Genomic DNA, 26,461 nt, shown 5'->3' with positions numbered 1-26,461 from the left:
AAGGCAGACGCTCTACCAACTGAGCTAATCACCCATGCGCAAAATTGCGAAGACGCTATTAAACCAAAAAATCCTGATGCGCGCAAGATTTATTTGTCGATAATTAGATATCTCCCTGCAAGCACCAGTTTTCAAAGGAAATAATTTCTTCCTGCTTGCCTGCGACAACCAAAATGTCGCCGTTTTCCAGAACAAAATCAGGGTCAAGGTCTTGGATTTTTCCGGTATTGCGGCGGATAAACAATAGTTTCAGATAATGCGCTGCCAATGGCAATTCACGGATGGTTTTACCGATGGCGTGCGCTTCGCCTTGCAATGGGAAGGCATGGCGGCAGACGGCCTTGCTGTCTTCATCGGAGAAGCTGTCATCATCACTGCCGACAAACAAGTCTTGCAACGATGCATAGCGGCTGTGACGGATGTGGGTTATGGTTTGATAAACATGGTTGTAAGAGAGACCGTGACCCAACATGGCATAGCTTGCCAGCACCAGGCTGGTTTCTTTGGTATCGGAGACGGTTTCTTCCGCACCCATTTCGGTAAAGGTTTTGACGTAATCGTCATTGGTGGCGCGAACATAAACCGGCATACTCGGATGCATGGACATGATGTTGCCGAGAACATGTTGGGTTTCATGCATATTGTTCAGCGTGATGACCACCATTTTGGCGCGCCCCAAGCCGGCGGCTTCCAAGACTTCACGGCGTTTGGCATCGCCAAAGGAAACCGGTTCGCCTGCGTTGCGTGCCACTTGTACGCGGGCAATATCCAAGTCAAGGGCAAAGTAGGGGATACCTTCTTGCGCCAATACACGGGCAACCGATTGACCGCCGCGTCCGAAACCGATAATCAGGACGTGTTCGGATTTGCTCATGGTTTCCACCAACATAGAGTGCAAGTCCAAGGCTTTCATGTCCCAGTCGGATTTAACGAAGCGGCTGACGATGGCATCGCTGCTGCCCAAAATGAATGGTGCGGCAATCATGGAGAGCAAGACGGCTGCAGTGGCCGCTTGTTCCAATTCAGGTGAAACCATATTGATTTTGCTGGAAATGGCCAGCATCACGAAGCCGAACTCGCCGCCTTGCGCCAAATAAAGCGCACTCTTGAGGCTGTCGCCCACAGGGTTTTTCATGCGCAAAGCGATGATGAAGACGACCAGTGCTTTCAAGACCAACAGGATTGCCAACAAAATCAGGATTTGCTGCCAGTTGCCGATCAGCGCCTGAATATTCAGCTTCATACCGACGGTAATGAAGAAGAAGCCAAGCAGGATGTCGCGGAATGGACGGATGTCGTCTTCTACCTGAATACGGTATTCGGTTTCGGAAAGCAACATACCGGCGACGAATGCGCCCAATGCCATAGACAGGCCTTCAAGCTCTGTCAGATAGGCCACGCCCAAAGTAACCAGCAAAACGTTGATCATAAAGAGTTCGGACGATTTGCGTTTGGCAACCAGTCTGAACCAGCGTGACATCACTCGGCTGCCGACAACAAACAAAATGCCCAAGGTCAGCAACATTTTCAAACCGGCCAAGCCCAGCACTACCCACAAGTTGCCTTCGCTGCCGCCAGCAAGCGCCGGAATCAGAATCATCAGCGGTACCACGGCAATATCTTGCATCAGCAAAACACCCATGGCCATTTGACCATGCGGCTGACCCAGCTCGGTTTTCTCCGACAGAATGCGGCTGACGATGGCGGTGGACGACATGGTCAGTGCGCCCGCAGTGGCAAACGCCCAGTTAAACGGCGTGCCCATTGCCATCAAAATGCCCATAATCGAGAGCATGGTAATGATGACTTGTAAACCACCCAAGCCGAATACGAGGCGGCGCATGGCTTTGAGTTTGGGTAGGGAGAATTCGAGACCGATGCTGAACATCAAGAACACAATGCCGATTTCGCCCAAATAGTCGGTGGCGTAGCTTTGCGGAATCAGTTTGAACATACCCGGACCGGCAATAAAACCGACCAAAAGATAACCGAGCATGGAAGGAATGTTGAACTTGCGACAGCAGATAACCGTAATGACGGAAACCAACAGGACAATGACAATGGGACCGAGGGAGAATTCGTGCATAGAGTGGGCGGCCTTTCGTTAAAAGTAGCTATTGTTATATAGGCCGTCTGAAACACGTCGAAAACCGACAGCAAATCCAAATAAAAACGCACAGAATGAACTTCATTTCTGCGATTTGATTTCCCGTATCATGCTTATTTGGACTTACTGTTTCGAGCGTTATCTAACGGATTATTAAGATTATATCAAGATAGAATGTAAAGTAGTGTTTTGATTGACAAAAAGGGCCGTCTGAAATATTCAGACGGCCTTTAAATAAACGGTTTAAGGCATCAACATGCCGCCGTTGACATGAAGTGTCTGACCGGTAATGTATTTTGCCTGTTCAGAAGCCAAGAACAAAACTGCATCGGCAATATCTTGCGCTTCACCGAATTTGCCCAAAGAAGTTTGCGCTTCAAAGGTTTTGCGGGTTTCTTCCGGCAGGGCGCGGGTCATATCGGTGTCGATAAAGCCCGGGGCAACGCAGTTGACGGTAATGCCGCGGCTGCCGACTTCACGCGCCATAGATTTGGAGAAGCCGATTAAGCCTGCTTTTGCCGCTGCATAGTTGGTTTGCCCGGCATTGCCCATCACGCCGACAACAGATGTAATGTTAATGATGCGGCCGGCACGCTGTTTCATCATACCGCGCAATACGGCTTTGGAGGCACGGAACACAGATTTGAGGTTAACCTGCATGATGTCGTCCCACTCTTCCTCTTTCATGCGCATTAGGAGGTTGTCACGGGTAATGCCGGCGTTGTTGACCAGAATATCCAGTTTGCCGAATTCTTTTTCGATGTCGGCAATCAGGTTTTCGATGGTTTCAGGTTCGGCAGAATTCAATGCACGGCCTTCGCCGCCCCATTGTGCCAAGCGTTCGCCGATTGCAGCCGCACCGCTCTCACTGGTGGCTGTACCGATAACTTTTGCACCGGCCGCAGCCAAAGTATCGGCAATCGCCGCACCAATACCGCGAGAAGCGCCGGTTACCAAAGCGATTTTGCCGCTCAAATCTTGTGTACTCATGTTTTATTCCTTAATTGCGATTGGAAAAATGGTTTCAGACGGCCTTATTTACCTAGGGAGGGTGCTTGATACCGTCGTTTGTTGATTCTTCGTAATAAATATTCTTTGTAGTATGCCCATGCTTGCTTTTTTTGTCCTTGTTTCCAAAGTCGTTTGGCTGCTTGTCTAAATTTCCTTTTAGGATTTGGAAAGGGCAACCAAGTTGATAGAGGTTGTTCTAGATATCCGTTATTCCATGGGGAATTCTTAAAATATTGATCATATGCGGGGTGGAAGCCTAATTGATGCCACGGTTTGATATGACCAACAAAATGGACTAAGCGGATATTGTTGGGATTATCGATCAATTCACTGTATTTTTGATGCCAATGTATCCAGTTAAAGTTTTCTGAAAGCCAGTGTACATGACCTATACAGGCTAAATTCAAAATATCTTGATCTGGGCAGGAGAGTTTAAAATTTTGTTTTTCTACGGCTTGCATTTTTTCAGACAAAATTTTATCTATTGCCATATCATTCCATTTGTCAATATTGAATAGAATGACCCCGGAGTTGAAATAAGGCTCAGTATCTGTAAAACCAAATTGATTGAGTTGTTTTATATATGCTCTGTATAAGATTGCATCAGGTACGGCGGCAATCAAAGAATTTGAAATGTCGATTTCAAATAAATCATCAATGTTACCCAAGCACAGTACATCAGTATCTAAATAAAGTGCAGTATGAGCAATACCTTTTAATAAGCAAGGGATACTCATACGGTAATACATAGCGATAGTAAAATAATGAGTAGTTTGCAGGGTAGAAAAGTATTCTGTATTTAAATGGTAAACGCTTATTGCGTAGTTTTGATTTGATGTTTCAATTTGATCGAAAATATTAAAATCATAACCTTCTGAACCACTAACTAACAAATGAAAATGTATTGGGCTGGTATTGTTTTGCAATACAGAAAGTAACGCAGTGCCGATGTGTTTGATATAGTTTTGATCGGCTGCATAAACAATATGTTTCGGCTGTTCAATGAATTCTCGTTTGCGGATATGAACAGTTTCTAATACCAATTTTTCTCTATCAAACATTTAAATTCTCCACAACTTCTCTATTGATTTCAGGTAATCTGATAGGGATATTCGGTTCAATATCAAATGCGCAGCTGATCCAGTTGCTGAAGCTGTATTTGTGTTTCAGGCCGGGGGCAAGCGGTACGTACGGCAAGGTCAGGAAGGCTTTGAGTTCTTCAAGGTTGCTTCCGTCCCAGTAGAACATATTGTTCGGGTGATAAAAATCGTAATGTACGATGGTCGGATTGGTCGTAATCAGTTTTTTGTCCAATCCAATCGCTTCGAAAATCCGCAAAGAGAGGCCGTAGTGCTTGCGGTTGAGGAAATCTACCAATACAGAGGATTTGGCCGCTTCTTCTAAGTTTTGACGATAGGAGAGGGCGTTTTCAAATGAGAAGAATTCGACTTCGGGAATGCCTAAAGCCGCTTTTTCTTCTTCGATTTTCTTACTGGCCAAGCGAAAATCTATTTCTAAACCGATTGAACGCGCAGCTTCGCAAAATGCACGGATGTCATTGTTGCGGTCGGCAGCGTACGAACCGATAAACAAGATTTTGTTTTGCGGGTTTTCAGACGGCCTGAAGCTGTCAAAGTAGAAGCTGGTGGTTGGAAAGAGTTTTTCGGTGTATTCGGGATGTTTGCCTTGGTCAAACGGATCGAAAAAGTAAAATTTGTCGAAAAATTCGATGTTGTCGAAGTCTTCTTTTAAGAAGGTCAGGGCTTCCCAGTTGTAATACACCATTAATTTTGAATGCGCTCTGAGCTTGGCGATGAAGTCTTTCGGATAGGCACCCAGCCAAATCATGAAGCAATAATCCGCTTGTTCGGGATGTTCGCTTAACAGGGAATTGAGGCGTTCTTCTACGGCGCGGAACATGGTCCGTTTTTTGAAGTCTTTTTGTCCAAGAATATTTCGATACCAGATTTTTTTCAGCCGTTGAAATACATTTTTGTATTTGAACTCTTTTTCTTCATAGGTCAGGGACAGCACTTCAAATCCGCATTTCTCCAAGTTCTCAATAATGAGTTCGTGGATTTTGAAGAGTTCCGGCATGGCGAGAATGACTTTTTTCTTACTCATAATGTATTCAATATAATATTTTGTCAGGCAGGTATATTTGCCATAGGCAATAGAGTTAATCAATGCCGAGCAGGCGGTTTAGCCATTGTGTAAACGAATAATAGGCTTTGATTTCAGGGGCAGGTTGCTGATACGGACGTGCCAAAAATTCAGGCAATGCGTCTAAATTACCGCCGTCCCATACGAACACGCGGTCTGGGTGGTATAGGTCGGTTTCCAAGATATGTTTGTTGGTGGTAATCAGTTTTTTATCGAAACGCAACGCATCAAAGATACGGAATGATAAGCCGTAATGTTCGAATTGTGCAAAATCGACGACTGCACCGCAACTTTGCACTTGGCTGAGGTTTTCTTCAAAGCTGAGGATGCTGCTGCGGTCAAGATAGCGGATGCCGTTGTGTCCGAAGGCTTTTTCAGCCCTGTCGTCTTTGCAGTAGATATGAAAATCCAAGGGTAGGCTGAGGCGTTCGGTTTCTTGGATAAAGCGTTTGGTTTGCTCTTCGCGTCTAAGTTCGTAGCCGCCTAAAAAGTAGAGTTTGTTAGTGGGTGCATATTCAGCCACGGGAAAGTCAAAGTAAAAATTGGTGGTGGCTTTGAAACGGCATTGCGGATATTTTTGAATATCGTCGGGGTCGAAAACCCAGCATTGATCAAAATAATCCAAATATTCAATGATGTCTGGGAAGCGGCCTACGCCATCCCATTGATAATTCACGCAAACATTGCTGTGTTCGCGGATGGTGGCGATAATTTCTTTGGGGTAAATATTGGCGCGGATACAGAGCGCATAATCGGCTTTTTTGCCGTTTAGCAAGGCCAATTTTTGCTGAATGTCGTCGAGGTGGCGACTGTATTTGAGGTATTTTTTATAGTTGCCGTCTTTGGAGATGTGTTTGTGATAGAGGTTTTTGAGTCTGCTGCCCAAGTTCGGGTAATAGGAATCCCGGTCGTCATAGCACAGGTTGATGACCTCAAAACCAAGAAAACGCAGATTTTTTTCGATACATTGATCCAGTCCGTACATGTAGGGAACGGCAAGAATAATGGTTTTTTTCATAATGTATTCGGATTGGAGTGGAGCTGATTTTTCAGACGGCCTTGCCTGACAGGATAAGGCCGTCTGAAAACGTTTTAATGGGCTTCGATAAATGCAGCCACTTGATCGGCATTGGTCAATGCGCTGCATACGGCTTCTTTGTTGATGCGTTTGGCGAGGCCTGCGAGGACTTTGCCGGGGCCGCATTCGGCGGATTCGGTGATGCCTTCGGAAACAAGCGCGTTGACGGTTTCTGTCCAGCGCACTGGGCTGTACAGTTGGCGTACTAGGGCGTCTTTGATTTTGTCGGCATCATCATAAGAAGCAACATCGGCGTTATGGATGACGCGGATTTGCGGTTGTTTGATGGTGATGTCTTTCAATGCTTCGGCAAGTTTTTCCGCTGCGGGCTTCATGAGGCTGCAATGTGAGGGAACGGAAACGGGCAGCGGCAGGGCGCGTTTGGCTCCGGCTTCTTTGGCAGCGGCCATGGCGCGTTCGACTGCGGCGGTATTGCCGGCAATCACGACTTGGCCCGGGGAGTTGAAGTTGACGGCTTCAACGACTTCGCCTTGTGCGGCTTCGGCGCAAATGGCTTTGACTTGTTCGTCTTCCAAACCCAAAATAGCGGCCATTGCGCCTACGCCTTGCGGTACGGCGGATTGCATGAGTTCGGCACGCAGGCGGACCAGTTTGACTGCATCTGCAAAATCCAATGCGCCGGCAGCGACGAGGGCAGTGTATTCGCCGAGGCTGTGGCCTGCAACGACGGAAGGGGTTTTGCCGCCGGCTTTTAAGTAGGCGCGGTAGGTGGCAATGCCGGCAGCCAGCATGATGGGCTGGGTGTTGACGGTTTGTCCGATTAATTCGGCATCTTCGCCGTTAATCATTGCCCACAGGTCTTGACCCAATACGGCGGAAGCTTCGTCAAATGTGGCTTTAACGATGGCTTGCTCGGCAAAGCCGTTCATCATGCCTAGGCTTTGTGAGCCTTGTCCGGGGAAGAAGAATGCGAAAGACATGGTAATTCCTTATTGGTTTGAATGTTTGAGGGTGTCTGCCAGCAGAAGGAGGGTGGCGACAGTATTGGTTGCGGTGGTCAGCCGGAAGGTGCGGACAAATCCGGGTTTGCTGGTTTTATGCCGGAATATGAGGCTGCCGCAATAACCGCCCGGCCAGCCACCAAGCAGGTTGAGCAGGTGCAATTTTGCTTCGGGTATGCGCCTGCCGTGCTTGCGTGCGCGCTGTTTGTCTTGGTAGTAAAGCAGGAAAACGTATGCACTTAGCGCGAGATAGGCAATTGCCAGTTTGGGCAATATTACAGCCGTTATGCTTAAAAACAGGCTGCTGATGCAGAGTGCAAACGTTAGGGATTTCATGGGTTTGAGCAGAATAGGCCGTCTGAAAGAGGTGTTCAGACGGCCCAATCGTTAGTATTTCACTAAAACCGCACCCCAGGCAAAACCGCCGCCGATGCCTTCGAGCAAGAGGTTTTGTCCGCGTTTGATTTGGCCGTTTTTAATGCCGACATCCAGTGCCAACGGAATGGAGGCTGCGGAAGTGTTGCCGTGGTCTTGGACGGTCAAGATCACTTTGTCCATGCTCAAACCCAAGTGTTTGGCGGTAGAGTCGATAATGCGCTTGTTGGCTTGGTGCGGCACAATCCAATCGATTTGATCAGCGGTGTAACCGGCTTCTTCGATAACGTCATCTGCGATTTTGGATAGCATTTTGACGGCAAACTTGAATACGCCGGGGCCGTCCATGCTGATGTAGGGCGAACCGCAAACCTGGCCGTTGGCGATTTGTCCGGGGACGTTCAAAAGGTCGAGGTAGTTGCCATCGGCTTTGAGTTTGCCGTGGATGATGCCCGGTTCGTCAGATGCGCTTAAGACAACCGCGCCAGCACCATCACCAAAGAGGACGCAGGTGGTGCGGTCGTTCCAATCGACGATGCGGCTGAAGGTTTCCGCGCCGATGACCAAAGCGTTTTTCGCCATGCCGCTTTTGATGTAGGCATTGGCAGTGGTCAGGGCATACATAAAACCGGCGCACACGGCTTGTACGTCAAAGGCAGGGCAGCCGTTGGCAATGCCCAATTTTTGCTGCACGATGGTTGCCGTAGAAGGGAATTGCATATCGGGAGTGGCTGTGGCGACGATAATCAGATCGATATCGTCAGCCTGCAAATCGGCATCTGCCAAGGCGCGGCGCGCTGACTCGGCGGCCAAGTCGCTGGTTTTTTCGCTGTCGTCTGCAATATGGCGAAATTTGATACCTGTACGCGTGGTAATCCACTCGTCGGAAGTGTCCACTTTTTTTGCAAGGTCGTCATTGCTGACGCGGTTGGCAGGAAGGTAGCTGCCTGTACCGGAAATTTTGGCATATTGCATGAGAACGGCCTTTTTAGAGAGTTGATTCAGATAGTCGGGTATTGTAAGCGAAAATGGGAAAATTCCCAATATTAAGAATGAAGTCGGTGATTAAAGATAAAAACAGGCCGTCTGAACATTTTGAAGTTTCAGACGGCCTGTGTATATCAGCCTTAAGCTTCCGTTGTTAGAGCAGCGGTTTCTTCCAGTTCGGCTGCTGCTTTGGCGGCTTCCAAAGCGGCCAACTGGGTGGCTACGCCTTGTTCGATTTGAGCGAGGCCGGCAGATTTGGCTTCGTGGTAGGCCTCTTCCAAAGCATAACGGAAGCCGACTTCGTCGGTTCCACCGTGGCTCTTAATCACAATACCGCGTAAACCAAGTAGGATGGCGCCGTTAAATTTGCGCGGATCCAATTTGCCTTTCAAGCCTTTGAGTGCGGGCAGGGCGGCAATGGCGGCAAGTTTGTTGAACAGGGTGCTTTGGAATTCACGGCGGATGGCGCCGCTCATGAATTTAACTGCGCCTTCGATGGTTTTGAGCATAACGTTGCCGACAAACCCGTCTGCGACAACGACATCGGCTTCGCCATATAAAACGCCGTTGCTTTCGATATTGCCGATAAAGTTGAGTTTGCTGCTGCTCAACAGTTTAAAGGTTTGTTTGACGGCATCCGTACCCTTGATGTCTTCTGTACCGACGTTCAAAAGGGCGACGCGCGGGCTGCCTTTTTCTGGGTGCAACGCGTGTACCAGCTCGCTGCCGATGATGGCAAATTGAACCAGTTGTTCGGGCGTACAGTCGACGTTAGCTCCCAAATCCAAAGCCAGGGTAACGTGTTCGCTGTCGGAAGGCAGGAATTTAGCGATGGCAGGACGCTCAATGCCGGGAATGGTTTTGAGGACGAATCGGGCGGTCGCCATCAGTGCGCCGGTATTGCCTGCCGATACGGCGGCTTGCGCGTTGCCTTCTTTGACTTGGTTGATGGCGATGCGCATGGATGATTCTTTTTTGTTTTTCAGCGCGGATTGCGGCGCTTCATCCATTTCGACGACTTGCGCTGCATGGCAGACGGTAATGCGGTCCATAGGTGCGCCTGCCGAGCTTAATGCTTGGCGGACTGCTGCTTCATCTCCGACCATAATCAGATGTACGTCGGATTGCTGTTTCAGGAAATCCACTGCACCGGGGACGGTAACCGCAAGGCCTGCATCTCCGCCCATGGCATCTACGGCCAGTGTAATCATGTTGTTCTCCGGTTTGTGTGTTTCAGACGGCCTCAGACAATCGGACAAGCACATTCATCTGATTTTCAGGAGATTGAATTGAAAATCAGATGAAAAGGCTTGTTGCGATGGTCGTACCAAATTTATTGGTTTTGCGCGGCCAATTTGTTGTGTTCGTCGATGTCCAGCGCGTCCCAAGGATAGTTGATCCACCAGTCTTCCACGGTAATGCCGCTGAAATAAGGGATGCCTTCGGGAATCTTGCCGACTTTGGCTTTGATTTTTTCATGCAATACTGCCACGCCGACGGTGCCGAAATCTTCTTTCAACAATTCGTTCAGGCAGAATTCCATGGTAACGCGGCTGTCGTCCACTTCGTCAACAACCAGTACGTTTTTGCCTTTCAGTACATCGGGAACGGGATCGAGCCATTGGACTTTTTTTACTTCCTCGGTCACTTGACCTTCGTTATCGCTGTCGTAGTAGGCTGTGGTGACGGCGTAAATCGGAATTTCCAAGAAGCAGCGCAACATGCGGGCAGGGATAAAACCGCCGCCGCCAATGGCAATCATGGCATCATATTTGGTGCCGGAGTTTTGGATTTTTTCCGCCAATCCTTTGATTACGCGGTGGATGTCGTCGTAGGTGTACCAGATTTTACGTTTCATGGTGTGCTTCCGAAGAGGAAAATACAGAGTGCAATGCAAAAAAGCCAGTCATTGCATGGCAATATTCTGGCTTTTTCAGTCAGACGAACGGATTATTCGCCTTTAGCTTTTACCACTTTACGGCCACGGTACATACCGTTTGGAGAAATGTGGTGTGGACGATGTACTTCGCCGGTTGCGCTGTCAACAGACAGAGAAGGCGCAGTCAGAGCGTCGTGTGAACGGTGCATACCGCGTTTAGAAGGGGATTTTTTGTTTTGTTGAACGGCCATTTCAAGCTCCTAGATAAATAAACTGTGTCCTAATTAACTGCTTTTCAAACCTGCTAAAACAGCGAAGGGGTTTGGTTTGTCCCGATTGACTTCTTCCAGTGTTCCATTGTTGCCGCAGTCTTCGTGTCGAGGGGAGAAAGGGAGCGACATCAGGATTTGGTCTTCAACCAGAGTCCGCACGTCAAGCTCTTTTTCGAGCAGCATGCCTTCCAATTCTTCATCGGCAAGCATGGCTTCGTCCAAACTCTCTTCATCGGCAAACAGGACGATACGGCTGGTTTCATCGAGTAGAAACGGCATGGGCGTAATGCAACGCTGGCAAATCAGGGGCATGTCGGCTTTGACGTTTAAATCGAGAAACAGACGGTGCAGCCGGTCGCGACCGCCTTGCAGCGTAAACGACACGCGTGTCTGTTTGTCGGCCGGATAATCGTGCGAACTGACTCGTTCATCCAATTCTTCGAGCAGGAAACTGCCTTGCAGATTCTGCCCTTCGGCGGCGAAAACTTCTGGGTCAATCAAATTAGGGTATGACATAAACGGAGTATGATATAATTTCGGCGGTCTAACGTCAATGTTTTTAAGTAAAAATATGGAAGTAAAACTGCCTTTGGTTTTAGGGTCGAGTTCGGTTTTCCGCTGCGGACAGCTTCGCCGTTTGGGTATCGATTTTCAGACGGCATCGCCTGATTTTGACGAAACGCCTATTGCGGGCGAGCATGCAGGCGAGACGGCGTTGCGTTTGGCTGAAGGCAAAGCCCGTTCATTGGCGGCAACTTTTCCTGCTGCGCTGATTATCGGCGCAGACCAAGTGGCATGGTGCGAAGGACGTCAATTGGGTAAGCCGATGAACGTCGCAAATGCACAACAGATGCTGGCGGACTTAAGCGGAAAACGGATTGAATTTTACAGCGCAATCGTGCTTTTGAATACTGCTACGGGCAAGGTTCAGCATCATGTCGATCATACGGTGGTTGCCATGCGCCAGTTGTCGCAGGAACAAATCAGCCGATATTTGGAACGCGAGCCGGATGCGGTTTATTGTGCCGGTGCGGCAAAGAGCGAGGGTTTGGGCGCCGCTTTGTTGGAGCGTATTGAAAGTACGGACCCGAATGCTTTGATCGGCCTTCCGATTTTCCGTCTGATTGATTTTTTGAAAAACGAAGGTGTGGAAGTTTTATAGTTTGAGGCCGTCTGAATGTGTTCAGACGGCCTGAGATTTTTTGGAGTTGGAAGAATGAAACCGATTTTGTATTTGATTCCTACCCCTTTGGGTGCGCCTGATACGCCATGCCTGTTGCCGCATGAACAACAGGCGATTGTCGGGCTGACGGATTTTATCGTGGAAGCGGAAAAAACAGCGCGCGCGCATTTGAAACATTTGGGCGTGACTACGCCTATCCGCGAGCTGAATCTGCAAACGCTGAATGAACACACGGATTTGAAGATTTTGCCGGAATTGCTGAAACCTTTGCAAGAAGGGCGCAGTATGGGTATTGTCAGCGAGGCGGGTTGTCCGGCTGTTGCCGATCCGGGAGCGAAATTGGTGGCGTTGGCGCATAAACACGGTTTTGAAGTACGGCCTTTGGTCGGCCCGTCCAGCTTGTTGCTGGCGCTGATGGCTTCGGGTGCGAATGGGCAAAACTTTGCATTTAAGGGTTATCTGCCGTCTGAAAAAAGTGAGCGCATTCAGAGTTTGAAGGCTTTGGAAAAACGTTCGCGCCAGCAGAATGAAACGCAGCTGTTTATCGAAACGCCGTATCGTAACGATGCGTTGTTGGCTGATGCGGTGGAAAACCTGCATCCTGAAACGCGCTTGTGCGTGGCTACGGACTTGACCTTGCCGACACAGGAAATCATCAGTCAGACGATTGCGCAGTGGAGAAAAAGAAAAGAAATGCCGAATTTGAAAAAACGCCCGACGATTTTTGTGTTGCATGCTGCTTAAAACTGGATTGGATTCAATCTCAAACTGTATTTGTTTGGGGAAATAAAAAAAGGCCGTCTGAACAACAGACGGCCTTTGTGTTGCCTAAACCTTCATCAAGAAACGACTTCGCCTTGGGCGCGTTGTTTTTCGATACTGCGGTTGATGTGCCATTGTTGGGCGATGGTCAAGAGGTTGTTGACTACCCAGTACAGAACCAAACCGGCAGGGAAGAAGAAGAACATGATGGAGAAAATCAAAGGCATGACTTTCATCATTTTCGCCTGCATAGGGTCGGTTGACGGCGGATTCAGATAAGTCTGTGCAAACATGGTTGCCGCCATAATAAAAGGCAGGATGTAGAAAGGATCCGGACGGCTCAAGTCGGTAATCCAACCCAACCAAGGCGCTTGGCGCAATTCTACGGAGGCGAACAATGCCCAGTACAGACCGATGAAGACGGGGATTTGCAACAGCATAGGCAGACAGCCGCCCAGCGGATTGATTTTCTCGTCTTTGTAAAGCTGCATCATGGCTTGTTGCTGCGCCATGCGGTCATCGCCGTATTTCTCTTTGATGGCTTGCAATTTAGGTGCGGCGGCACGCATTTTTGCCATAGAGCGGTAAGAGGCGTTGGTCAATGGATACAGTACGGCTTTGACGATGATGGTCAAAACGATGATTGCCCAGCCCCAGTTGCCGATGATGTTGTGCAGTTGGTTCAAGAGCCAGAAGAGCGGGGAGGCGAACCAGTGTACTTTGCCATAGTCTTTGGCCAGTTGCAGTTTGTCGGCGATGTTGGCGATAACGGAAGTGGTTTGCGGACCGGCATACAGGTTGATAGCGGTTTCGGCTTTTGTACCGGCTTGGATGGCGGCTAAAGGCACGCTGACGCTTGCGCTGTACAAGTTGTCGTTGCGGCGTTTGATGTCGATACGGCAGTCGCCTGCGGTGCAAACGCTTTGACCGTCTTTAGGCTGCAAAATCCAAGTGGACATGAAGTGGTGTTCAATCATGCCAAGCCAGCCGGTCGGGGTTTTGCGGATGTATTCGGCTTCAGATTTGCCGGATTTGGCATCGTCGTCCAAATCAGAGAAGCTGACTTTTTGGAAGCCGCCTTCAGGGGTGTAAACCACCGGGCCGACGTAAGAGCGGGTGAAGTAGCCTTGGCCTTCAGGTTCGCTGTGGTCGCGAACGATGCGGTAGTCTGCACTTAGGTTGACGGGTTGGCCGTTGCTGTTGGTAATGTCAAAGCGGACGTTGACCAAGTAGCTGCCTTTGGTAAAAGTATAAACTTTGTCGATTTTCAGGCCGTTGGTTTCAGGTGCGCTCAGGCGGACTTCAACTTTGTCGCCTTCCAAACTGTATTGTTTTTGTGGAGCGGTAAAGCTGATTCCTTTCAGAACATTGTTGCCTTGTGCGTCCAAAAGCTCGGATTGGGCGACGTAGGTGTATTCCTTGCCGTCGTTAAACAGAACGAAAGGTTTGTGTTCGTCGCCGGTTGCTTTGTATTGCAAGAGGGTCAGCTGACGCAGGTCGCCGCTTTTCTCATCGATGACGGCTTTAACTGTGTCTGTGGTAACGGTAATAGGAGAGGCCGGGGTAAGCGCGGCTTCGGCAGCGGCTTTTGCCGGAGCAGCGGCCGTTTGCTGTTGCGCGGCTTGTTGCGCCGGATTAGGTTTGGGGCTGGGGAAAAAATGTTCCCAGCCGGCAAAGATTGCCACTGAAATGGCAAAAAACGCCATTAGTCTTTTAAAATCCATAAGAGATTCCTGGAATTGACGGATAGGTAATCAAGATGAAAACTGCTTCAGACGGCATTATATAGAAACCGACGGGAAATTAAAGGAAATCGTGTTCTTTAAATGGTTGACAGCAGCATTATGGAACAGGGTCATGGCCGTGTCCGCCGAAAGGATGGCATAGTGCGATGCGTTTGATTGCCAGCCATCCGCCTTTGAATGCGCCGTATTTTTTGACGGCTTCGACTGCGTATTGTGAACAGGTCGGGGTATAGCGGCAGCGCGGCGGAATGAGGGGGCTGATGCAGTATTGGTAAAAGCGGATGAGTGCGAGGAGGAGCTTGGAAAGCAGGGTATTCATCGGCGTTTTTTCATCAGCTGGGCAAGTTGGCTTCGGGCTTCCGGAGCAGTTTCCCGATTAAACGCCTGACGCACGCGCACAACAAAATCATGCGGCGGCAGCTGGTGTTGATTCAGCCTGAACCAGTCGCGGATGACGCGCTTCATATAATTGCGGTCATGGGCGCGTTTGGCGGTCTTTTTGCTGACGACCAAACCAAGGCGCGGATGGCCGAGCGCGTTGTCTGCGGACTGGGAGACTTGCAGTAAATCGCGGCTGCGTCGGTTTTTCAACGCAAAAACGGATGAAAAATCATCCGTTTTTAATAAGCGATACTGCTTCGAGAAGCCGTAATTCAAAATTATACAGCCAGGCGTTTGCGGCCTTTGGCGCGACGGGCAGCCAATACTGCGCGACCACCGCGGGTTTTGGAGCGAACCAAGAAGCCGTGGGTGCGTTTGCGTTTGGTAACGGAAGGTTGATAAGTGCGTTTCATGATGTTTCCTAAAAATTGGTAGATAATTAAACCGTGAATTACACTCCAATTTGCCGCTTTTGTCAATCAATATAAAAACTTTTCGTTGGCTAAAGTGTGACAATGGGTTTTATGCATTGATAGAATTTGTGGATAAAATTTTGCGGCGGTTGTGGATAAAAAAGAGTGGAATGGGTATAATCGCCCAACCTTGCCTTTCTCTGTGCGCAAGGCCGTATGAAAGCAGCGGGAGTATCGTAAAAATTTGATTTTTATCGGATTGCCTGTCTGCTCTGCCTTCTTGTATTTCCCAAGTCTTCCATTTTCCGAGCTTAATCTCATGACGTTAGCTGAATTTTGGCCGCTGTGCCTTTGCCGCCTTCACGAAATGTTGCCTGCCGGGCAGTTTGCGCAATGGATTGCGCCTTTGACCGTGGGTGAAGAAAACGGCGTATGGGTGGTGTATGGTAAAAACCAATTTGCCTGCAATATGCTCAAAAGCCAGTTTGCCGCCAAAATTGACGCCGTACGTGCCGAATTGGTGCCTCAGCAGGCTGCGTTTGCGTTTAAGCCGGGCGTAGGTACGCATTATGAAATGGCGGCTCAGGCTGTTGCGCCAGTGCAAGTGCAAGAAGTCATTGAAGTTGAAGAATTTGTAGAGCCTGTTCAAATGCCTTTGCAAACTGTTGTTGTAATGGAAGAAGATAGGCCGTCTGAAACGGTTTCCAAGCCTGCCACTGCCATGACGGCTGCCGAGATTTTGGCGCAACGCATGAAGAACCTGCCGCATGAGCCTCAAGTGCAAACTGCCGCTCCGGCTGAGTCTAAAGCGGTTGCCAAAGCCAAAACCGACGCGCAACACGATGCGGAAGAAGCGCGCTACGAACAGACCAATCTGTCGCGCGACTATACATTTGAAACCTTGGTGGAAGGTAAGGGTAACCGCCTTGCCGCCGCAGCTGCCCAAGCGATCGCTGAAAATCCGGGGCAGGGCTACAACCCGTTTTTCTTATACGGCAGTACCGGTTTGGGTAAAACCCACTTGGTGCAAGCCATCGGCAACGAATTGCTGAAAAACCGTCCTGATGCCAAAGTGCGCTATATGCACTCGGACGACTATATCCGCAGCTTTATGAAGGCTGTGCGCAACAACACTTATGATGTGTTCAAGCAACAATACAAACAATATGACCTGCTGATTATCGACGATATTCAGTTCATCAAAGGCAAAGACCGTACGATGGAAGAATTCTTCTATCTGTACAACCATTTCCACAACGAGAAAAAACAGCTGATTCTGACGTGCGACGTATTACCTGCCAAAATCGAGGGCATGGACGACCGTCTCAAATCCCGTTTCTCATGGGGTTTGACGTTGGAACTCGAACCGCCCGAATTGGAAATGCGTGTGGCGATTTTGCAGAAAAAGGCAGAAGCGGCCGGTATCAGTATCGAAGATGAAGCCGCATTGTTTATCGCCAATCTGATCCGTTCCAATGTGCGTGAGTTGGAAGGCGCGTTTAACCGTGTCAGCGCCAGCAGCCGTTTTATGAACCGCCCAGTCATCGACATGGATTTGGCGCGTACGGCTTTGCAGGATATTATTGCCGAGAAACACAAAGTCATTACCGCCGACATCATCATCGATGCGACAGCCAAATACTACCGTATTAAAATCAGCGATATATTAGGTAAAAAACGCACGCGCAACATCGCCCGTCCGCGCCAAGTCGCCATGAGCCTGACCAAAGAGCTGACCACGCTCAGCCTGCCTTCTATCGGCGATGCCTTTGGCGGTCGCGACCACACGACTGTGATGCACGGCGTTAAAGCGGTGGCGAAACTGCGTGAAGAAGATCCCGAATTGGCGCAAGACTACGAAAAATTGCTGATTTTGATTCAGAACTGACCCAATGCAATTTCAGACGGCCTGATGTCAATATGAGGCCGTCTGAAAACAAAAAATATTTTAAAATACCCAAATCAACCGATTTCAAATTCAAAGGAATGGAACATGCTGATTTTACAAGCCGATCGCGACAGTCTGCTCAAGCCGTTGCAAGCCGTTACCGGTATTGTCGAACGTCGCCATACTCTGCCGATTTTGTCCAATGTGTTGCTGGAAAGCAAAGACGGACAAACCAAACTTTTGGCAACCGACTTGGAAATCCAAATCAATACCGCCGGCCCTGAAAGTCAGGCAGGCGATTTCCGCATTACGACCAACGCTAAAAAATTCCAAGACATTTTGCGCGCCCTGCCTGACAGTGCGTTGGTGTCACTGGATTGGGCGGACAACCGTTTGACTTTGCGCGCGGGAAAATCCCGTTTTGCCCTGCAAACCCTGCCTGCAGAAGACTTTCCGTTGATGAACGTCGGCAGCGATGTGAGCGCGACTTTCTCGCTGACTCAAGAAACCTTCAAAACCATGCTTTCGCAAGTGCAATACAGCATGGCGGTTCAAGATATCCGCTATTACCTCAACGGCTTGCTGATGCAGGTTGAAGGCAACCAACTGCGCCTTGTTGCAACCGACGGCCACCGCCTTGCTTATGCGGCCAGCCAAATTGAAGCGGAACTGCCGAAAACGGAAGTAATCCTGCCGCGCAAAACGGTATTGGAACTCTTCAAGCTGCTGAACAATCCGTCCGAGTCCATCACCGTTGAGCTTTTGGACAATCAAGTACGCTTCCAATGCAATGGCACGACCATTGTCAGCAAAGTCATCGATGGCAAATTCCCTGACTTTAACCGCGTGATTCCTTTGGATAACGACAAGATTTTCCTCGTATCCCGTACCCAGCTTTTGGGTGCGCTTGAACGTGCCGCCATTCTTGCCAATGAAAAATTCCGCGGCGCGCGACTGTTCCTGCAGCCTGGTTTGCTGAGTGTTGTATGTAGCAACAACGAGCAGGAAGAAGCACGCGAAGAGCTTGAAATCGCTTATCAAGGCGGAGAACTCGAAGTCGGTTTCAACATCGGCTACTTGATGGATGTGTTACGTAACATCCACTCCGATGATATGCAGCTTGCTTTCGGCGATGCCAACCGTTCAACGCTGTTTACTGTGCCGAACAATCCGAATTTCAAATACATCGTGATGCCGATGCGTATTTAATTGGGTGAACAAACAAAAAGAGCGTGTACGGGACACGCTCTTTTTTATAGGATTGAATCAAAAGGCCGTCTGAAAATTGTTTTTCAGACGGCCTTTTGATTAAACCGGGATGATTCGGTTAAATAGGAAAACTGGGATTAACGTGGACGTGGTTCGCAGTTTTTCACCAGGAATGAGCCGTTAGGGGCGTTCACGCCAACTACTTCAGAAGTAGTGTGGGTGTTTTTGTCGATGAAACCGGCAGACATTGCATAACCTTGACGGTTGGTGAAAGTAGTGCCAGTGCTGTCAGAACGTTTTTTGTTGACAACCAAAGAGGCTTTTTTGCCACCGGCGTTTACGTCAGCAGTAACTGCACGGCCGCTACGGTCAAAGCCGTACATCACGTTCAGTGATTTGCCACCGTCACAATGGTAAGAAACGAAGCCGGCAGGTGCAGCGGCAGCAGAGAAGGAAACAGTAGCCAATGCGGCTGCAGTGATAACAGAAAGTAATTTCATGATCTAAGCTCCATATGAGGGTTGTGTGTTATCTTGCAAAATGAGAAAGGGTTTCCGTTTGCAGATGAAGCGTATTTTAGGCGTTTTGTCGGTAGTGGCAATTAGGTAAATTGCAAAACAGTGTTTACTTATGCTTACCCGATTGTTTATTAATAGAAAGTTGTTTGTAATTTGGTGTTGCAAAGTGGTTATGCGGATTGTTGCGGAATATATACATTAATGATTCTTTAAGAAATATAGCAAAAGAATACAAAAAAGGCCGTCTGAATATTCAGACGGCCTTTGATATGAAGCGGTTTACAAGAAGAAAATTGAAGCGATAGTCACGGCGATGACACCATAGATGCTCATCGGGATGACAGTTTTCTTGATGATCGCGCCTTCGGCGTTGTTTACGTTCAACACGCTGCATACGGCGATGATGTTGTTGATGCAGACCATGTTACCCATTGCGCCGCCTACGGATTGCAGGGCGAGGATGAGGGTAACGGACAGGCCGGTATCAAGCGCGATTTGTTGTTGAATCGGACCAAAGGTCAAGTTGGATACAGTGTTGGAGCCGGAGAAGAATGCACCGATTGCACCCAGGTATGGGGAGAAGTACACCCAGTGTTCGCCAGCCATATTGGCAAATTCTTTACCGATGATTTTCACCATGGAGTCGTCGCCGCCAACCATCATCAGTTGAACCATAATCAGCGCACCCATCAGGGCAAGCAGAGGTTTTTTGGTTTGGTTGAAGGTTGCAGCGTAGAAAGACCATGCATCTTTGAATTTGGTTTTGTACAGCAGGATGCAAATCCAAACGGTGAAGACAAACGGAATCCAAGCCGGAACGTAGAGGGTTTGGTAGGAAGCGTTTACGCCTTGGCCGAAGATGTTGCCGAAGGTGATGGTCAGGGAGTCGCTGACGGTGATTTTGGACAAATCAAACGGCAGTTGGAAGCTGAACCATTCTTCTTTGCTGGTCAGCAGGCCTTTGATGCCCAGCTGTTTGATACGGGTTATCACCAGCATGCCGATCAGCATACCCAAAGGAGCCAGTGCTTTGGCAACTTGTGCGAAAGGTACTTTTTCTGCATTCGGGTCTTTGGCGTAATCTTTGCTCAAGCCCCAGCCGCGGTTTGCGGCGAATACGGATACCATCAGGCCGATTGCGCCGGCAACCAGAGATGGGAATTCTTCATTGACCATCGCCAATGCAACGTAAGGAAGGGTACAGGAGAATACGGCGATACCGATGAAGCCCAAGTTTTTGCGGATTTCAGCCCAAGGTACGATGAAGCTCAAGCCGATAACAGGGATGATGAAACCAGCAAAGAAGTGCATTACGCCGGTTTGCATACCGATTTCCATAATGCTCTTTTGATCCAAGCCCAAAGGAGCGAAGCCGAACCAAGTCGGGGTACCTACTGCACCGAAGGATACGGGTACGGAGTTCATGACCAAAGTGAAGATGGCTACTTTTAATGGGTTGAAGCCCAAGCTCATCAGGATTGGCGCGGCAATGGCGGCAGGTGTGCCGAAACCGGATGCGCCTTCAATCATAAAGGCGAAAGACCAGCCGATGATCATCAACTGGGCAATCGGATTCGGGCTGATGGTGGCCAGCCATTTGCGGATGACATCGATACAGCCGGTGGTTTCCATCATGCGGTTAAACATAATGGCACCGAAAATTACGGTAATCGGGGTCAGGGTAGAGACGAGGCCGGACGCGGCTGTTGCGTTGAGCAACATGGCGTCGTCGCCGAAATAAAACAGTTTGATGGCATAAATCAGCGCGGCGGTAATCGGCAACGCGACGTAGGACGGCATACTGTTTTTCTTAACCATCAGCCAGATCAGCAGCACGATGGGAAAAATACTGAGAAAGAGAGCCATGGGATTATCCTCGGGGCAACAAGCATCATAACCGTCAATCAATGGCGGTTTGATGCGATGTGTTGAGTAGTTAATGTTTTTCGAATAAGGATTGCTATTTTTTTAGATGCAACCAGTTATCAGGTAAATTGGTTTTACCAATTTATGAAAACTGTTGCACACTTTACGTAATCTTATGTAATCGGTCAAGAGGTTTGTAATAAAAAAGGCCGTCTGAAATAGGGTTTTCAGACGGCCTGAGAGCATTGCCAGTAGTGCATTTGGTCAAATATCGAATGGTATTTACATTCAATATTTTGTAAAGATTTTGTTTTTAATTGATTTCAAACGAATTATTCTATTCCTGCCCATTTATGCGTTTGTACGCTCAATTGCCAATGGACGAGTGTATCGGGTCGGCTGTTTAACACACCGATTTGGCGGATGGTGTCGTAGATATTCATCACACCTTCTTGCTCGCAAGGCGAGAGGTAGTAATGTTGGGCGAGGATTTTGCGTTCCATCTCTTGGCAAAACGCAATGACATCGCCGTCGGCAACAATGCGCACTTCATTAGCTTTCTCGATGCAACTAGATTGATATTTGGCGGCGTAGCAGGCCTTAGGGCTGGTAGCAACGTAGTCGATTTGCGGCGGCGCGGGGTTGAGGCCGTTGGTTTCGATACACAGGAAATAGCCTTCGGCTTTGAGTGTGTTGAGCAGGGTATCCAAATGCGGTTGGATGGTAGGCTCGCCGCCGGTAATGATGATGTTGCGCGCCGTGTAGGTTTTCAGACGGCCCAAAATATCGGACAGGCTCATCATGCCGAATTTGAGGTAGTCGGTATCGCACCAGCTGCACGCGAGATTGCATTTGCCCAAACGGATGAAAACGGCGGGCATGCCTGTATTCCAGCCTTCGCCTTGCAGGCTTTCAAAGATTTCGACAATGCGGTATTGGGGATTGTTCGGCGTGATGTGAATGGTCATGAATGTCGGGTGTGGGGTTTTAATTGTTGTGGTGAAGCGTTTTAAGAAATCGGTTGAGGCAGCCATTCTTTCTGTTAGTTCGAGTGGAAAGAACGGCTGGTGTGTTTAAGCGGCAATGACGGCTGCGGCGGCCAAAAATGCCGGCAAGCCTTGTTTGAGCAAAATGCCTTTGTTGCCGGATGAAAACGCGCCCCATGCGGCGGCGATGAGGACGAAGCCGAGGAACAGGATGGTCGCGCCATAAACGGCGTTGTCGGGTGCAGCAAAGCGAGCCCATACCAAGCCGATGGCGAGGAAGCCGTTGTACAGACCTTGGTTGGAAAACAGGGTTTGTACGCGTTTTTGTTCCATAAATTCGTAAGGCATGTTGAACAGCTCTGACGCTTTTTCGCTTGGGATTTGCGTCATTTCGAGCCAGGCGATGTAGAAATGTTCGACAGCGACGAAGAGGACGAGGAGGGTGGAGAGGAGTTTCATGAAGATTCCTTTTGATGTTTAGTGTATGAGGTATTTATGGGAACAGGTCGTCTGAAAAATACAAAATGCCGGTTTATTCCCCTTCATATTCTGCACACGAAGTCGGCGTTTCCCATAATTTCACGCTGCATACTTTGACACCGGCGTTTTTCAGACGGCCATACATTTCTACGCTCATGTTTTCGGCGGTGGTGCGGCAGGGCAGGCGCAGGGTTTTCATGTTCCAGCCTTCCAAAAGCGCGGCGATTTGGCTTTCGCGTTCGTTGTTGCCGTGATAGATGAAGGCATGGTCGAACGGGTCGGTAATGTGTTGTTTAACGATGGCTTTCAGGTCGGTAAAGTCCATCACCATGCCGTCTTTTGCACCGCCTTGGATAACGGGCGCGGAGACGGTGATTTCGAGTTTGTAGGTGTGGCCGTGCAGATTTTGGCACTTGCCGTCATGCCCGTCGAGCATGTGCGAGGAATCGAAGGTAAAGATTTTGGTGATTTTCATGAGATGAAGGAAGCCGATGAGGCCGTCTGAATAGTGTCAAACCGGTTTCAGACGGCCTTGGGATTATTGTTCGGAAGGGAGTTTGAGGAAATGCTCGCGATAATGGCGCATTTCTTCGATACTTTCGAGGATGTCGTCCAATGCCTTGTGCGAACCGCGTTTGACCACGCTTTTGGCAACGGCCGGATTCCAGCGTTTGGCCAATTCTTTCAGCGTGGATACGTCTAAGTTGCGGTAGTGGAAATAGGCTTCCAAGCGCGGCATGTATTTGACCATGAAACGGCGGTCTTGATGGATGGAGTTGCCGCACATGGGCGTGGATTTCTCGGGTATCCATGCGGACATGAAGTCCAGCAGGTTTTGCTCGACTTCGGCTTCGGTCAGTTTGGATTCGCGCACGCGTTGGGTCAGGCCGGTGCGGCCGTGGGTGGCGGTGTTCCATTCGTCCATGCCATCGAGCAATTCGTCGCTTTGATGGATGACGTATACGTCCGATTGCGCCAGTACGTTCAAATCGGAGTCGGTAATGATCATGGCGACTTCGATAATGCGGTCGTGTTCCGGGTTGAGGCCGGTCATTTCCATATCGAGCCAGCAGAGGTTGTTTGCGTTTTGGGTCATTTCAGACGGCCTTGTGTTTTCAGTTGGCAGTATTATAAAGGATAAAGGTTCGGGCCGTCTGAAAGCATTTGTAACAAGTTGTGCAATCTCTTGATATAATCGTCCGTTACACAAAAAATCACCGCCAAAAATCATGAACCCAAGCCCTTTGCTCGATATGATCGATACGCCTCAGGACTTGCGCCGTCTGGAGAAAAAACAGCTGCCGCAAGTCGCCGCCGAATTGCGCGAATTTCTGTTGGATTCCGTCGGTAAGACGGGCGGCCATTTCGCCAGCAACTTGGGCGCGGTCGAGCTGACGGTGGCGCTGCATTATGTGTACGACACGCCCGAAGACCATTTGGTCTGGGATGTCGGCCATCAAAGCTATCCGCACAAAATCCTCACCGGCCGCAAAAATCAAATGCACACCATGCGCCAATACGGCGGTTTGGCCGGTTTTCCGAAACGCAGCGAGTCGGAATACGACGCGTTCGGCGTGGGCCATTCTTCCACATCCATCGGCGCGGCCTTGGGCATGGCCGTTGCGGACAAACAGTTGGGCAACAACCGCCGCAGCGTCGCCATCATCGGCGACGGAGCCATGACGGCGGGTCAGGCGTTTGAAGCCCTGAACTGTGCAGGAGATATGGATGTCGATTTGCTGGTCATCCTCAACGACAACGAAATGTCGATTTCCCCCAATGTCGGCGCGCTGCCGAAATACCTCGCCAGCAACGTCGTGCGCGATATGCACGGCCTGTTGAGCACCATCAAAGCCCAATCGAGCAAAGTGTTGGACAAATTGCCCGGCGCGATGGAGCTTGCCCAAAAAGTCGAAAACAAAATCAAAACCTTGGCAGGCGAAGCGGAGCACGCCAAGCAGTCGCTGTCTTTGTTTGAAAACTTCGGTTTCCGTTACACAGGCCCGGTGGACGGACACAACGTTGAAAATCTGGTCGATGTATTAAAAGACTTGCGCGGCCGCAAAGGCCCTCAGTTGTTGCACGTCATCACCAAAAAAGGCAACGGCTACAAATTCGCCGAAAACGATCCTGTCAAATACCACGCTGTCGCCAAGCTGCCGAGCGAAGTGCCTGCGCCGGAAATTAAGCCTGCCGCGGCCAAACCGACTTATACGCAAGTGTTCGGCCAATGGCTGTGCGATCAAGCGGCGGCTGACGAGCGTTTGGTTGCTATCACGCCTGCCATGCGCGAGGGCAGCGGCTTGGTTGAGTTTGAACAGCAATTCCCCGACCGCTATTTCGACGTCGGTATCGCCGAGCAACACGCCGTTACCTTTGCCGGCGGTTTGGCGTGCGAAGGCATCAAGCCTGTCGTGGCGATTTACTCCACTTTCCTGCAACGCGCTTACGACCAGTTGGTACACGACGTTGCCCTGCAAAACCTGCCTGTTTTGTTCGCCATCGACCGCGCAGGTATTGTCGGTGCAGACGGCCCGACCCATGCCGGTTTGTACGACTTGAGCTTTTTGCGCTGCGTGCCGAACATGATTATTGCCGCACCCAGCGACGAAAACGAATGCCGCCTGCTGCTCTCGACCTGCTATCAGGCAAATTCGCCGTCTGCTGTCCGTTATCCGCGCGGTACGGGCACGGGCGCAACTGTTTCAGACGGCCTGGAAACCGTTGAAATCGGCAAAGGCATCATCCGTCGCGAAGGCGAGAAAATTGCCGTTATCGCCTTTGGCAGCATGGTTGCCCCATCATTGGCCGCTGCCGATAAACTGAACGCGACTGTTGCCGATATGCGCTTTGTCAAACCGATAGATGAAGAGCTGATCGTCCGTCTCGCCCGAAGCCACGATTACATCGTTACCGCCGAAGAAAACGCCGAACAAGGCGGCGCAGGCAGCGCGGTGTTGGAAGTGTTGGCGAAACACGGCATCTGCAAACCGGTGTTGCTGTTGGGTGTAGAAGACAAAGTTATCGAACACGGTGACCCGAAAAAATTGTTGGACGACTTGGGTTTGAGTGCCGAAGCGATTGAAAAACGCATTGCCGGCTGGATTAAGGCCGTCTGAAAAATGATTAAAACCTATCAATACATTGCATAATTTATGGGAAAAAAACTAATCAGCATCAGCATGGTGCGCAACGAAAACGACGTGATCGAATCGTTTGTCCGTCACAATATCGAGCTGATGGATGAAATGCACATCATCGATCACGGCAGCAGCGATGGAACAAGGGAAATCCTGATTCAATTGAAAGAAGAAGGTTTGCCGATATTTATCTATCAATATCAAGCGCTCAAGTTTAATCATGAGCAATTGGTCAACCAGCTGATGAAGCAGCTTGTAGCAAAAGATGAAGCGATAGATTTCGTTTTTCCGCTGGATGCGGACGAATTTATTTTATGTCCTAGCCGTATCATGCTGGAACAACTTTTGGATGTTATCGGCGAAAACAGGATCGGTATGTACCTTTGGCGCGGCTATTTGCCGACATCGTTGCAATACAATCCCGATTTCACCACTCAATTTACCGAGCAACGCCTCGAAACGCTCTTTACCCCCAAAGTCATTATCCCCAGATGGGCGGCCGAATCTTGCAGCGTGATTATCGGCTGCCATTACATGTTGGATAAAGATGGCAACAAGGTTAAATCAACCCTGTTTCATTCGCCGGATTATCGAGGTTTACATTCCTGGTTTATCGAGCATTTTTCCGCCCAATTTGCGGAGACCGATTTGTTGTGGCTGGGGCATTTCCCAATCCGCTCCTTGAACCAGCACATCAAAAAAATCCTCGAAAAGTCCATCTTGATTGCCATTAAAGACGGAAGCAACGATATTGCCTGGGAAAACCAGTTGCGCGAATTGTTGGACAACGGCATGAATATGGACTTGAACGATTTACGGCTGTTGGCATACAGATACCGCGCCGGTTCTACAAGTTTGGAAGACACGCATTGTAGAGTCAGCTGTTACGAACCCTTGCGTAAAAAACCGCTGACGCTGAAATACACCTCGCCGGAAGCAGGCGATCCTTTGATGACTGTCGGACATCTGGTACTTGCATTGGCAAGCGGCGCACAAGATTCCTCTTTAGGCCTTAAGGCCGTCTGAAAAACACAGACCGCACACACAATAATAGGA

The 26,461-nt window shown here is 49.3% G+C and carries 28 protein-coding genes and 1 tRNA gene (1 of these 29 running past the window's edge); 6 read left to right on the top strand and 23 right to left on the bottom strand.

What is annotated here, in order from left to right; all coding sequences use genetic code 11:
* The 13 genes from HMPREF3139_RS03100 to HMPREF3139_RS03040 form a co-directional block, all read right to left on the bottom strand.
* Nucleotides 1-34 (bottom strand) — tRNA-OTHER (locus HMPREF3139_RS03100) (it extends 49 nt beyond the left edge of the window).
* A gap of 69 nt (nt 35-103) precedes the next feature.
* Complete coding sequence (locus HMPREF3139_RS03095; RefSeq protein ID WP_070460427.1) at nt 104-2,086, bottom strand: monovalent cation:proton antiporter family protein; 1,983 nt, start codon at nt 2,084-2,086, stop codon at nt 104-106.
* Between the two features lie 264 nt (nt 2,087-2,350).
* Nucleotides 2,351-3,097, bottom strand: a complete 747-nt coding sequence (gene fabG / locus HMPREF3139_RS03090) for a 3-oxoacyl-ACP reductase FabG (RefSeq protein ID WP_070460425.1) — start codon at nt 3,095-3,097, stop codon at nt 2,351-2,353.
* A 44-nt stretch (nt 3,098-3,141) separates the two neighbouring features.
* Complete coding sequence (locus tag HMPREF3139_RS03085; protein ID WP_070460423.1) at nt 3,142-4,179, bottom strand: glycosyltransferase family 8 protein; 1,038 nt, start codon at nt 4,177-4,179, stop codon at nt 3,142-3,144.
* Nucleotides 4,172-5,242, bottom strand: a complete 1,071-nt coding sequence (locus tag HMPREF3139_RS03080) for a WaaS/CpsH family glycosyltransferase (protein ID WP_070460634.1) — start codon at nt 5,240-5,242, stop codon at nt 4,172-4,174. Before HMPREF3139_RS03080 ends, HMPREF3139_RS03085 begins: the two co-directional genes overlap by 8 nt.
* 55 nt (nt 5,243-5,297) lie before the next feature.
* A complete protein-coding gene (locus tag HMPREF3139_RS03075) occupies nt 5,298-6,299 on the bottom strand; it encodes a WaaS/CpsH family glycosyltransferase (protein WP_070460421.1) in 1,002 nt (333 codons plus the stop codon).
* 74 nt (nt 6,300-6,373) lie between these two features.
* Nucleotides 6,374-7,300, bottom strand: coding sequence for an ACP S-malonyltransferase (fabD, locus tag HMPREF3139_RS03070; protein ID WP_070460419.1), 927 nt, complete (start codon nt 7,298-7,300; stop codon nt 6,374-6,376).
* Nucleotides 7,301-7,309: 9 nt separating this feature from the next.
* Complete coding sequence (locus HMPREF3139_RS03065; protein ID WP_070460417.1) at nt 7,310-7,657, bottom strand: DUF1294 domain-containing protein; 348 nt, start codon at nt 7,655-7,657, stop codon at nt 7,310-7,312.
* Between the two features lie 51 nt (nt 7,658-7,708).
* Entirely contained in the window at nt 7,709-8,671 is a 963-nt protein-coding gene (locus HMPREF3139_RS03060) for a beta-ketoacyl-ACP synthase III (protein ID WP_070460415.1), read from the bottom strand.
* Between the two features lie 152 nt (nt 8,672-8,823).
* Nucleotides 8,824-9,894, bottom strand: coding sequence for a phosphate acyltransferase PlsX (plsX, locus tag HMPREF3139_RS03055; RefSeq protein WP_070460414.1), 1,071 nt, complete (start codon nt 9,892-9,894; stop codon nt 8,824-8,826).
* A 122-nt stretch (nt 9,895-10,016) separates the two neighbouring features.
* Entirely contained in the window at nt 10,017-10,541 is a 525-nt protein-coding gene (locus HMPREF3139_RS03050; protein ID WP_070460412.1) for a phosphoribosyltransferase, read from the bottom strand.
* A 92-nt stretch (nt 10,542-10,633) separates the two neighbouring features.
* Nucleotides 10,634-10,813 carry a 50S ribosomal protein L32 gene (rpmF, locus tag HMPREF3139_RS03045; RefSeq protein ID WP_002240035.1) on the bottom strand — a complete coding sequence of 60 codons (180 nt, stop codon included), beginning with the start codon at nt 10,811-10,813 and terminating at the stop codon, nt 10,634-10,636.
* Between the two features lie 33 nt (nt 10,814-10,846).
* Entirely contained in the window at nt 10,847-11,350 is a 504-nt protein-coding gene (locus tag HMPREF3139_RS03040) for a YceD family protein (RefSeq protein WP_070460410.1), read from the bottom strand.
* Nucleotides 11,351-11,405: 55 nt separating this feature from the next.
* Between HMPREF3139_RS03040 and HMPREF3139_RS03035 the strand changes: the two genes are divergently transcribed.
* Both HMPREF3139_RS03035 and HMPREF3139_RS03030 read left to right on the top strand, forming a co-directional pair.
* Nucleotides 11,406-11,996 (top strand): Maf family protein, encoded by a 591-nt coding sequence (locus HMPREF3139_RS03035; protein WP_070460632.1) that lies wholly within the window; start codon nt 11,406-11,408, stop codon nt 11,994-11,996.
* Nucleotides 11,997-12,050: 54 nt separating this feature from the next.
* Nucleotides 12,051-12,761, top strand: a complete 711-nt coding sequence (locus HMPREF3139_RS03030; protein ID WP_070460408.1) for an SAM-dependent methyltransferase — start codon at nt 12,051-12,053, stop codon at nt 12,759-12,761.
* A 95-nt stretch (nt 12,762-12,856) separates the two neighbouring features.
* Here the strand turns inward: HMPREF3139_RS03030 and yidC are convergent, their stop codons facing one another.
* From yidC to rpmH, 4 genes are all read right to left on the bottom strand, one after another.
* Nucleotides 12,857-14,503: a membrane protein insertase YidC gene (gene yidC, locus HMPREF3139_RS03025; protein WP_070460406.1), complete on the bottom strand. Its 1,647-nt coding sequence runs from the start codon at nt 14,501-14,503 to the stop codon at nt 12,857-12,859.
* A gap of 118 nt (nt 14,504-14,621) precedes the next feature.
* A complete protein-coding gene (yidD, locus tag HMPREF3139_RS03020; protein WP_070460403.1) occupies nt 14,622-14,843 on the bottom strand; it encodes a membrane protein insertion efficiency factor YidD in 222 nt (73 codons plus the stop codon).
* Nucleotides 14,840-15,181 carry a ribonuclease P protein component gene (rnpA, locus tag HMPREF3139_RS03015; protein WP_070460400.1) on the bottom strand — a complete coding sequence of 114 codons (342 nt, stop codon included), beginning with the start codon at nt 15,179-15,181 and terminating at the stop codon, nt 14,840-14,842. Before rnpA ends, yidD begins: the two co-directional genes overlap by 4 nt.
* A gap of 2 nt (nt 15,182-15,183) precedes the next feature.
* Entirely contained in the window at nt 15,184-15,318 is a 135-nt protein-coding gene (rpmH, locus tag HMPREF3139_RS03010) for a 50S ribosomal protein L34 (protein ID WP_002214728.1), read from the bottom strand.
* Nucleotides 15,319-15,637: 319 nt separating this feature from the next.
* Here rpmH and dnaA point away from each other — a divergent pair, with 319 nt between their 5' ends.
* Nucleotides 15,638-17,206: a chromosomal replication initiator protein DnaA gene (gene dnaA / locus HMPREF3139_RS03005; protein ID WP_070460398.1), complete on the top strand. Its 1,569-nt coding sequence runs from the start codon at nt 15,638-15,640 to the stop codon at nt 17,204-17,206.
* A 105-nt stretch (nt 17,207-17,311) separates the two neighbouring features.
* On the top strand, nt 17,312-18,415 hold the full coding sequence (gene dnaN, locus HMPREF3139_RS03000; RefSeq protein WP_004520410.1) for a DNA polymerase III subunit beta: 1,104 nt from the start codon (nt 17,312-17,314) through the stop codon (nt 18,413-18,415).
* A gap of 137 nt (nt 18,416-18,552) precedes the next feature.
* Here the strand turns inward: dnaN and HMPREF3139_RS02995 are convergent, their stop codons facing one another.
* The 6 genes from HMPREF3139_RS02995 to orn all read right to left on the bottom strand — a co-directional run bounded on the left by HMPREF3139_RS02995 (nt 18,553) and on the right by orn (nt 23,361).
* The gene (locus HMPREF3139_RS02995) at nt 18,553-18,915 is read right to left on the bottom strand and encodes an ACP-like domain-containing protein (RefSeq protein WP_070460395.1); all 363 of its coding nucleotides are present in this window, start codon (nt 18,913-18,915) and stop codon (nt 18,553-18,555) included.
* A 297-nt stretch (nt 18,916-19,212) separates the two neighbouring features.
* A complete protein-coding gene (locus HMPREF3139_RS02990) occupies nt 19,213-20,799 on the bottom strand; it encodes an L-lactate permease (protein ID WP_070460394.1) in 1,587 nt (528 codons plus the stop codon).
* A gap of 332 nt (nt 20,800-21,131) precedes the next feature.
* Nucleotides 21,132-21,767 carry a 7-carboxy-7-deazaguanine synthase QueE gene (locus tag HMPREF3139_RS02985; protein WP_070460630.1) on the bottom strand — a complete coding sequence of 212 codons (636 nt, stop codon included), beginning with the start codon at nt 21,765-21,767 and terminating at the stop codon, nt 21,132-21,134.
* Nucleotides 21,768-21,872: 105 nt separating this feature from the next.
* Nucleotides 21,873-22,244 (bottom strand): DUF1304 domain-containing protein, encoded by a 372-nt coding sequence (locus HMPREF3139_RS02980; protein WP_070460392.1) that lies wholly within the window; start codon nt 22,242-22,244, stop codon nt 21,873-21,875.
* A gap of 73 nt (nt 22,245-22,317) precedes the next feature.
* Nucleotides 22,318-22,740, bottom strand: coding sequence for a 6-carboxytetrahydropterin synthase QueD (gene queD / locus HMPREF3139_RS02975; protein WP_003748900.1), 423 nt, complete (start codon nt 22,738-22,740; stop codon nt 22,318-22,320).
* A gap of 63 nt (nt 22,741-22,803) precedes the next feature.
* Nucleotides 22,804-23,361, bottom strand: a complete 558-nt coding sequence (orn, locus tag HMPREF3139_RS02970; RefSeq protein WP_039862353.1) for an oligoribonuclease — start codon at nt 23,359-23,361, stop codon at nt 22,804-22,806.
* Between the two features lie 133 nt (nt 23,362-23,494).
* Between orn and dxs the strand changes: the two genes are divergently transcribed.
* Both dxs and HMPREF3139_RS02960 read left to right on the top strand, forming a co-directional pair.
* Complete coding sequence (dxs, locus tag HMPREF3139_RS02965; RefSeq protein WP_070460389.1) at nt 23,495-25,384, top strand: 1-deoxy-D-xylulose-5-phosphate synthase; 1,890 nt, start codon at nt 23,495-23,497, stop codon at nt 25,382-25,384.
* Between the two features lie 36 nt (nt 25,385-25,420).
* The gene (locus tag HMPREF3139_RS02960; protein WP_070460387.1) at nt 25,421-26,431 is read left to right on the top strand and encodes a glycosyltransferase family 2 protein; all 1,011 of its coding nucleotides are present in this window, start codon (nt 25,421-25,423) and stop codon (nt 26,429-26,431) included.
* The last annotated feature ends 30 nt before the right edge of the window (nt 26,432-26,461 follow it).

This window comes from Neisseria sp. HMSC15G01 (assembly GCF_001808255.1).
Lineage (GTDB): Bacteria > Pseudomonadota > Gammaproteobacteria > Burkholderiales > Neisseriaceae > Neisseria > Neisseria subflava_A.
This window is presented reverse-complemented; position numbering and strand designations above follow the sequence as displayed.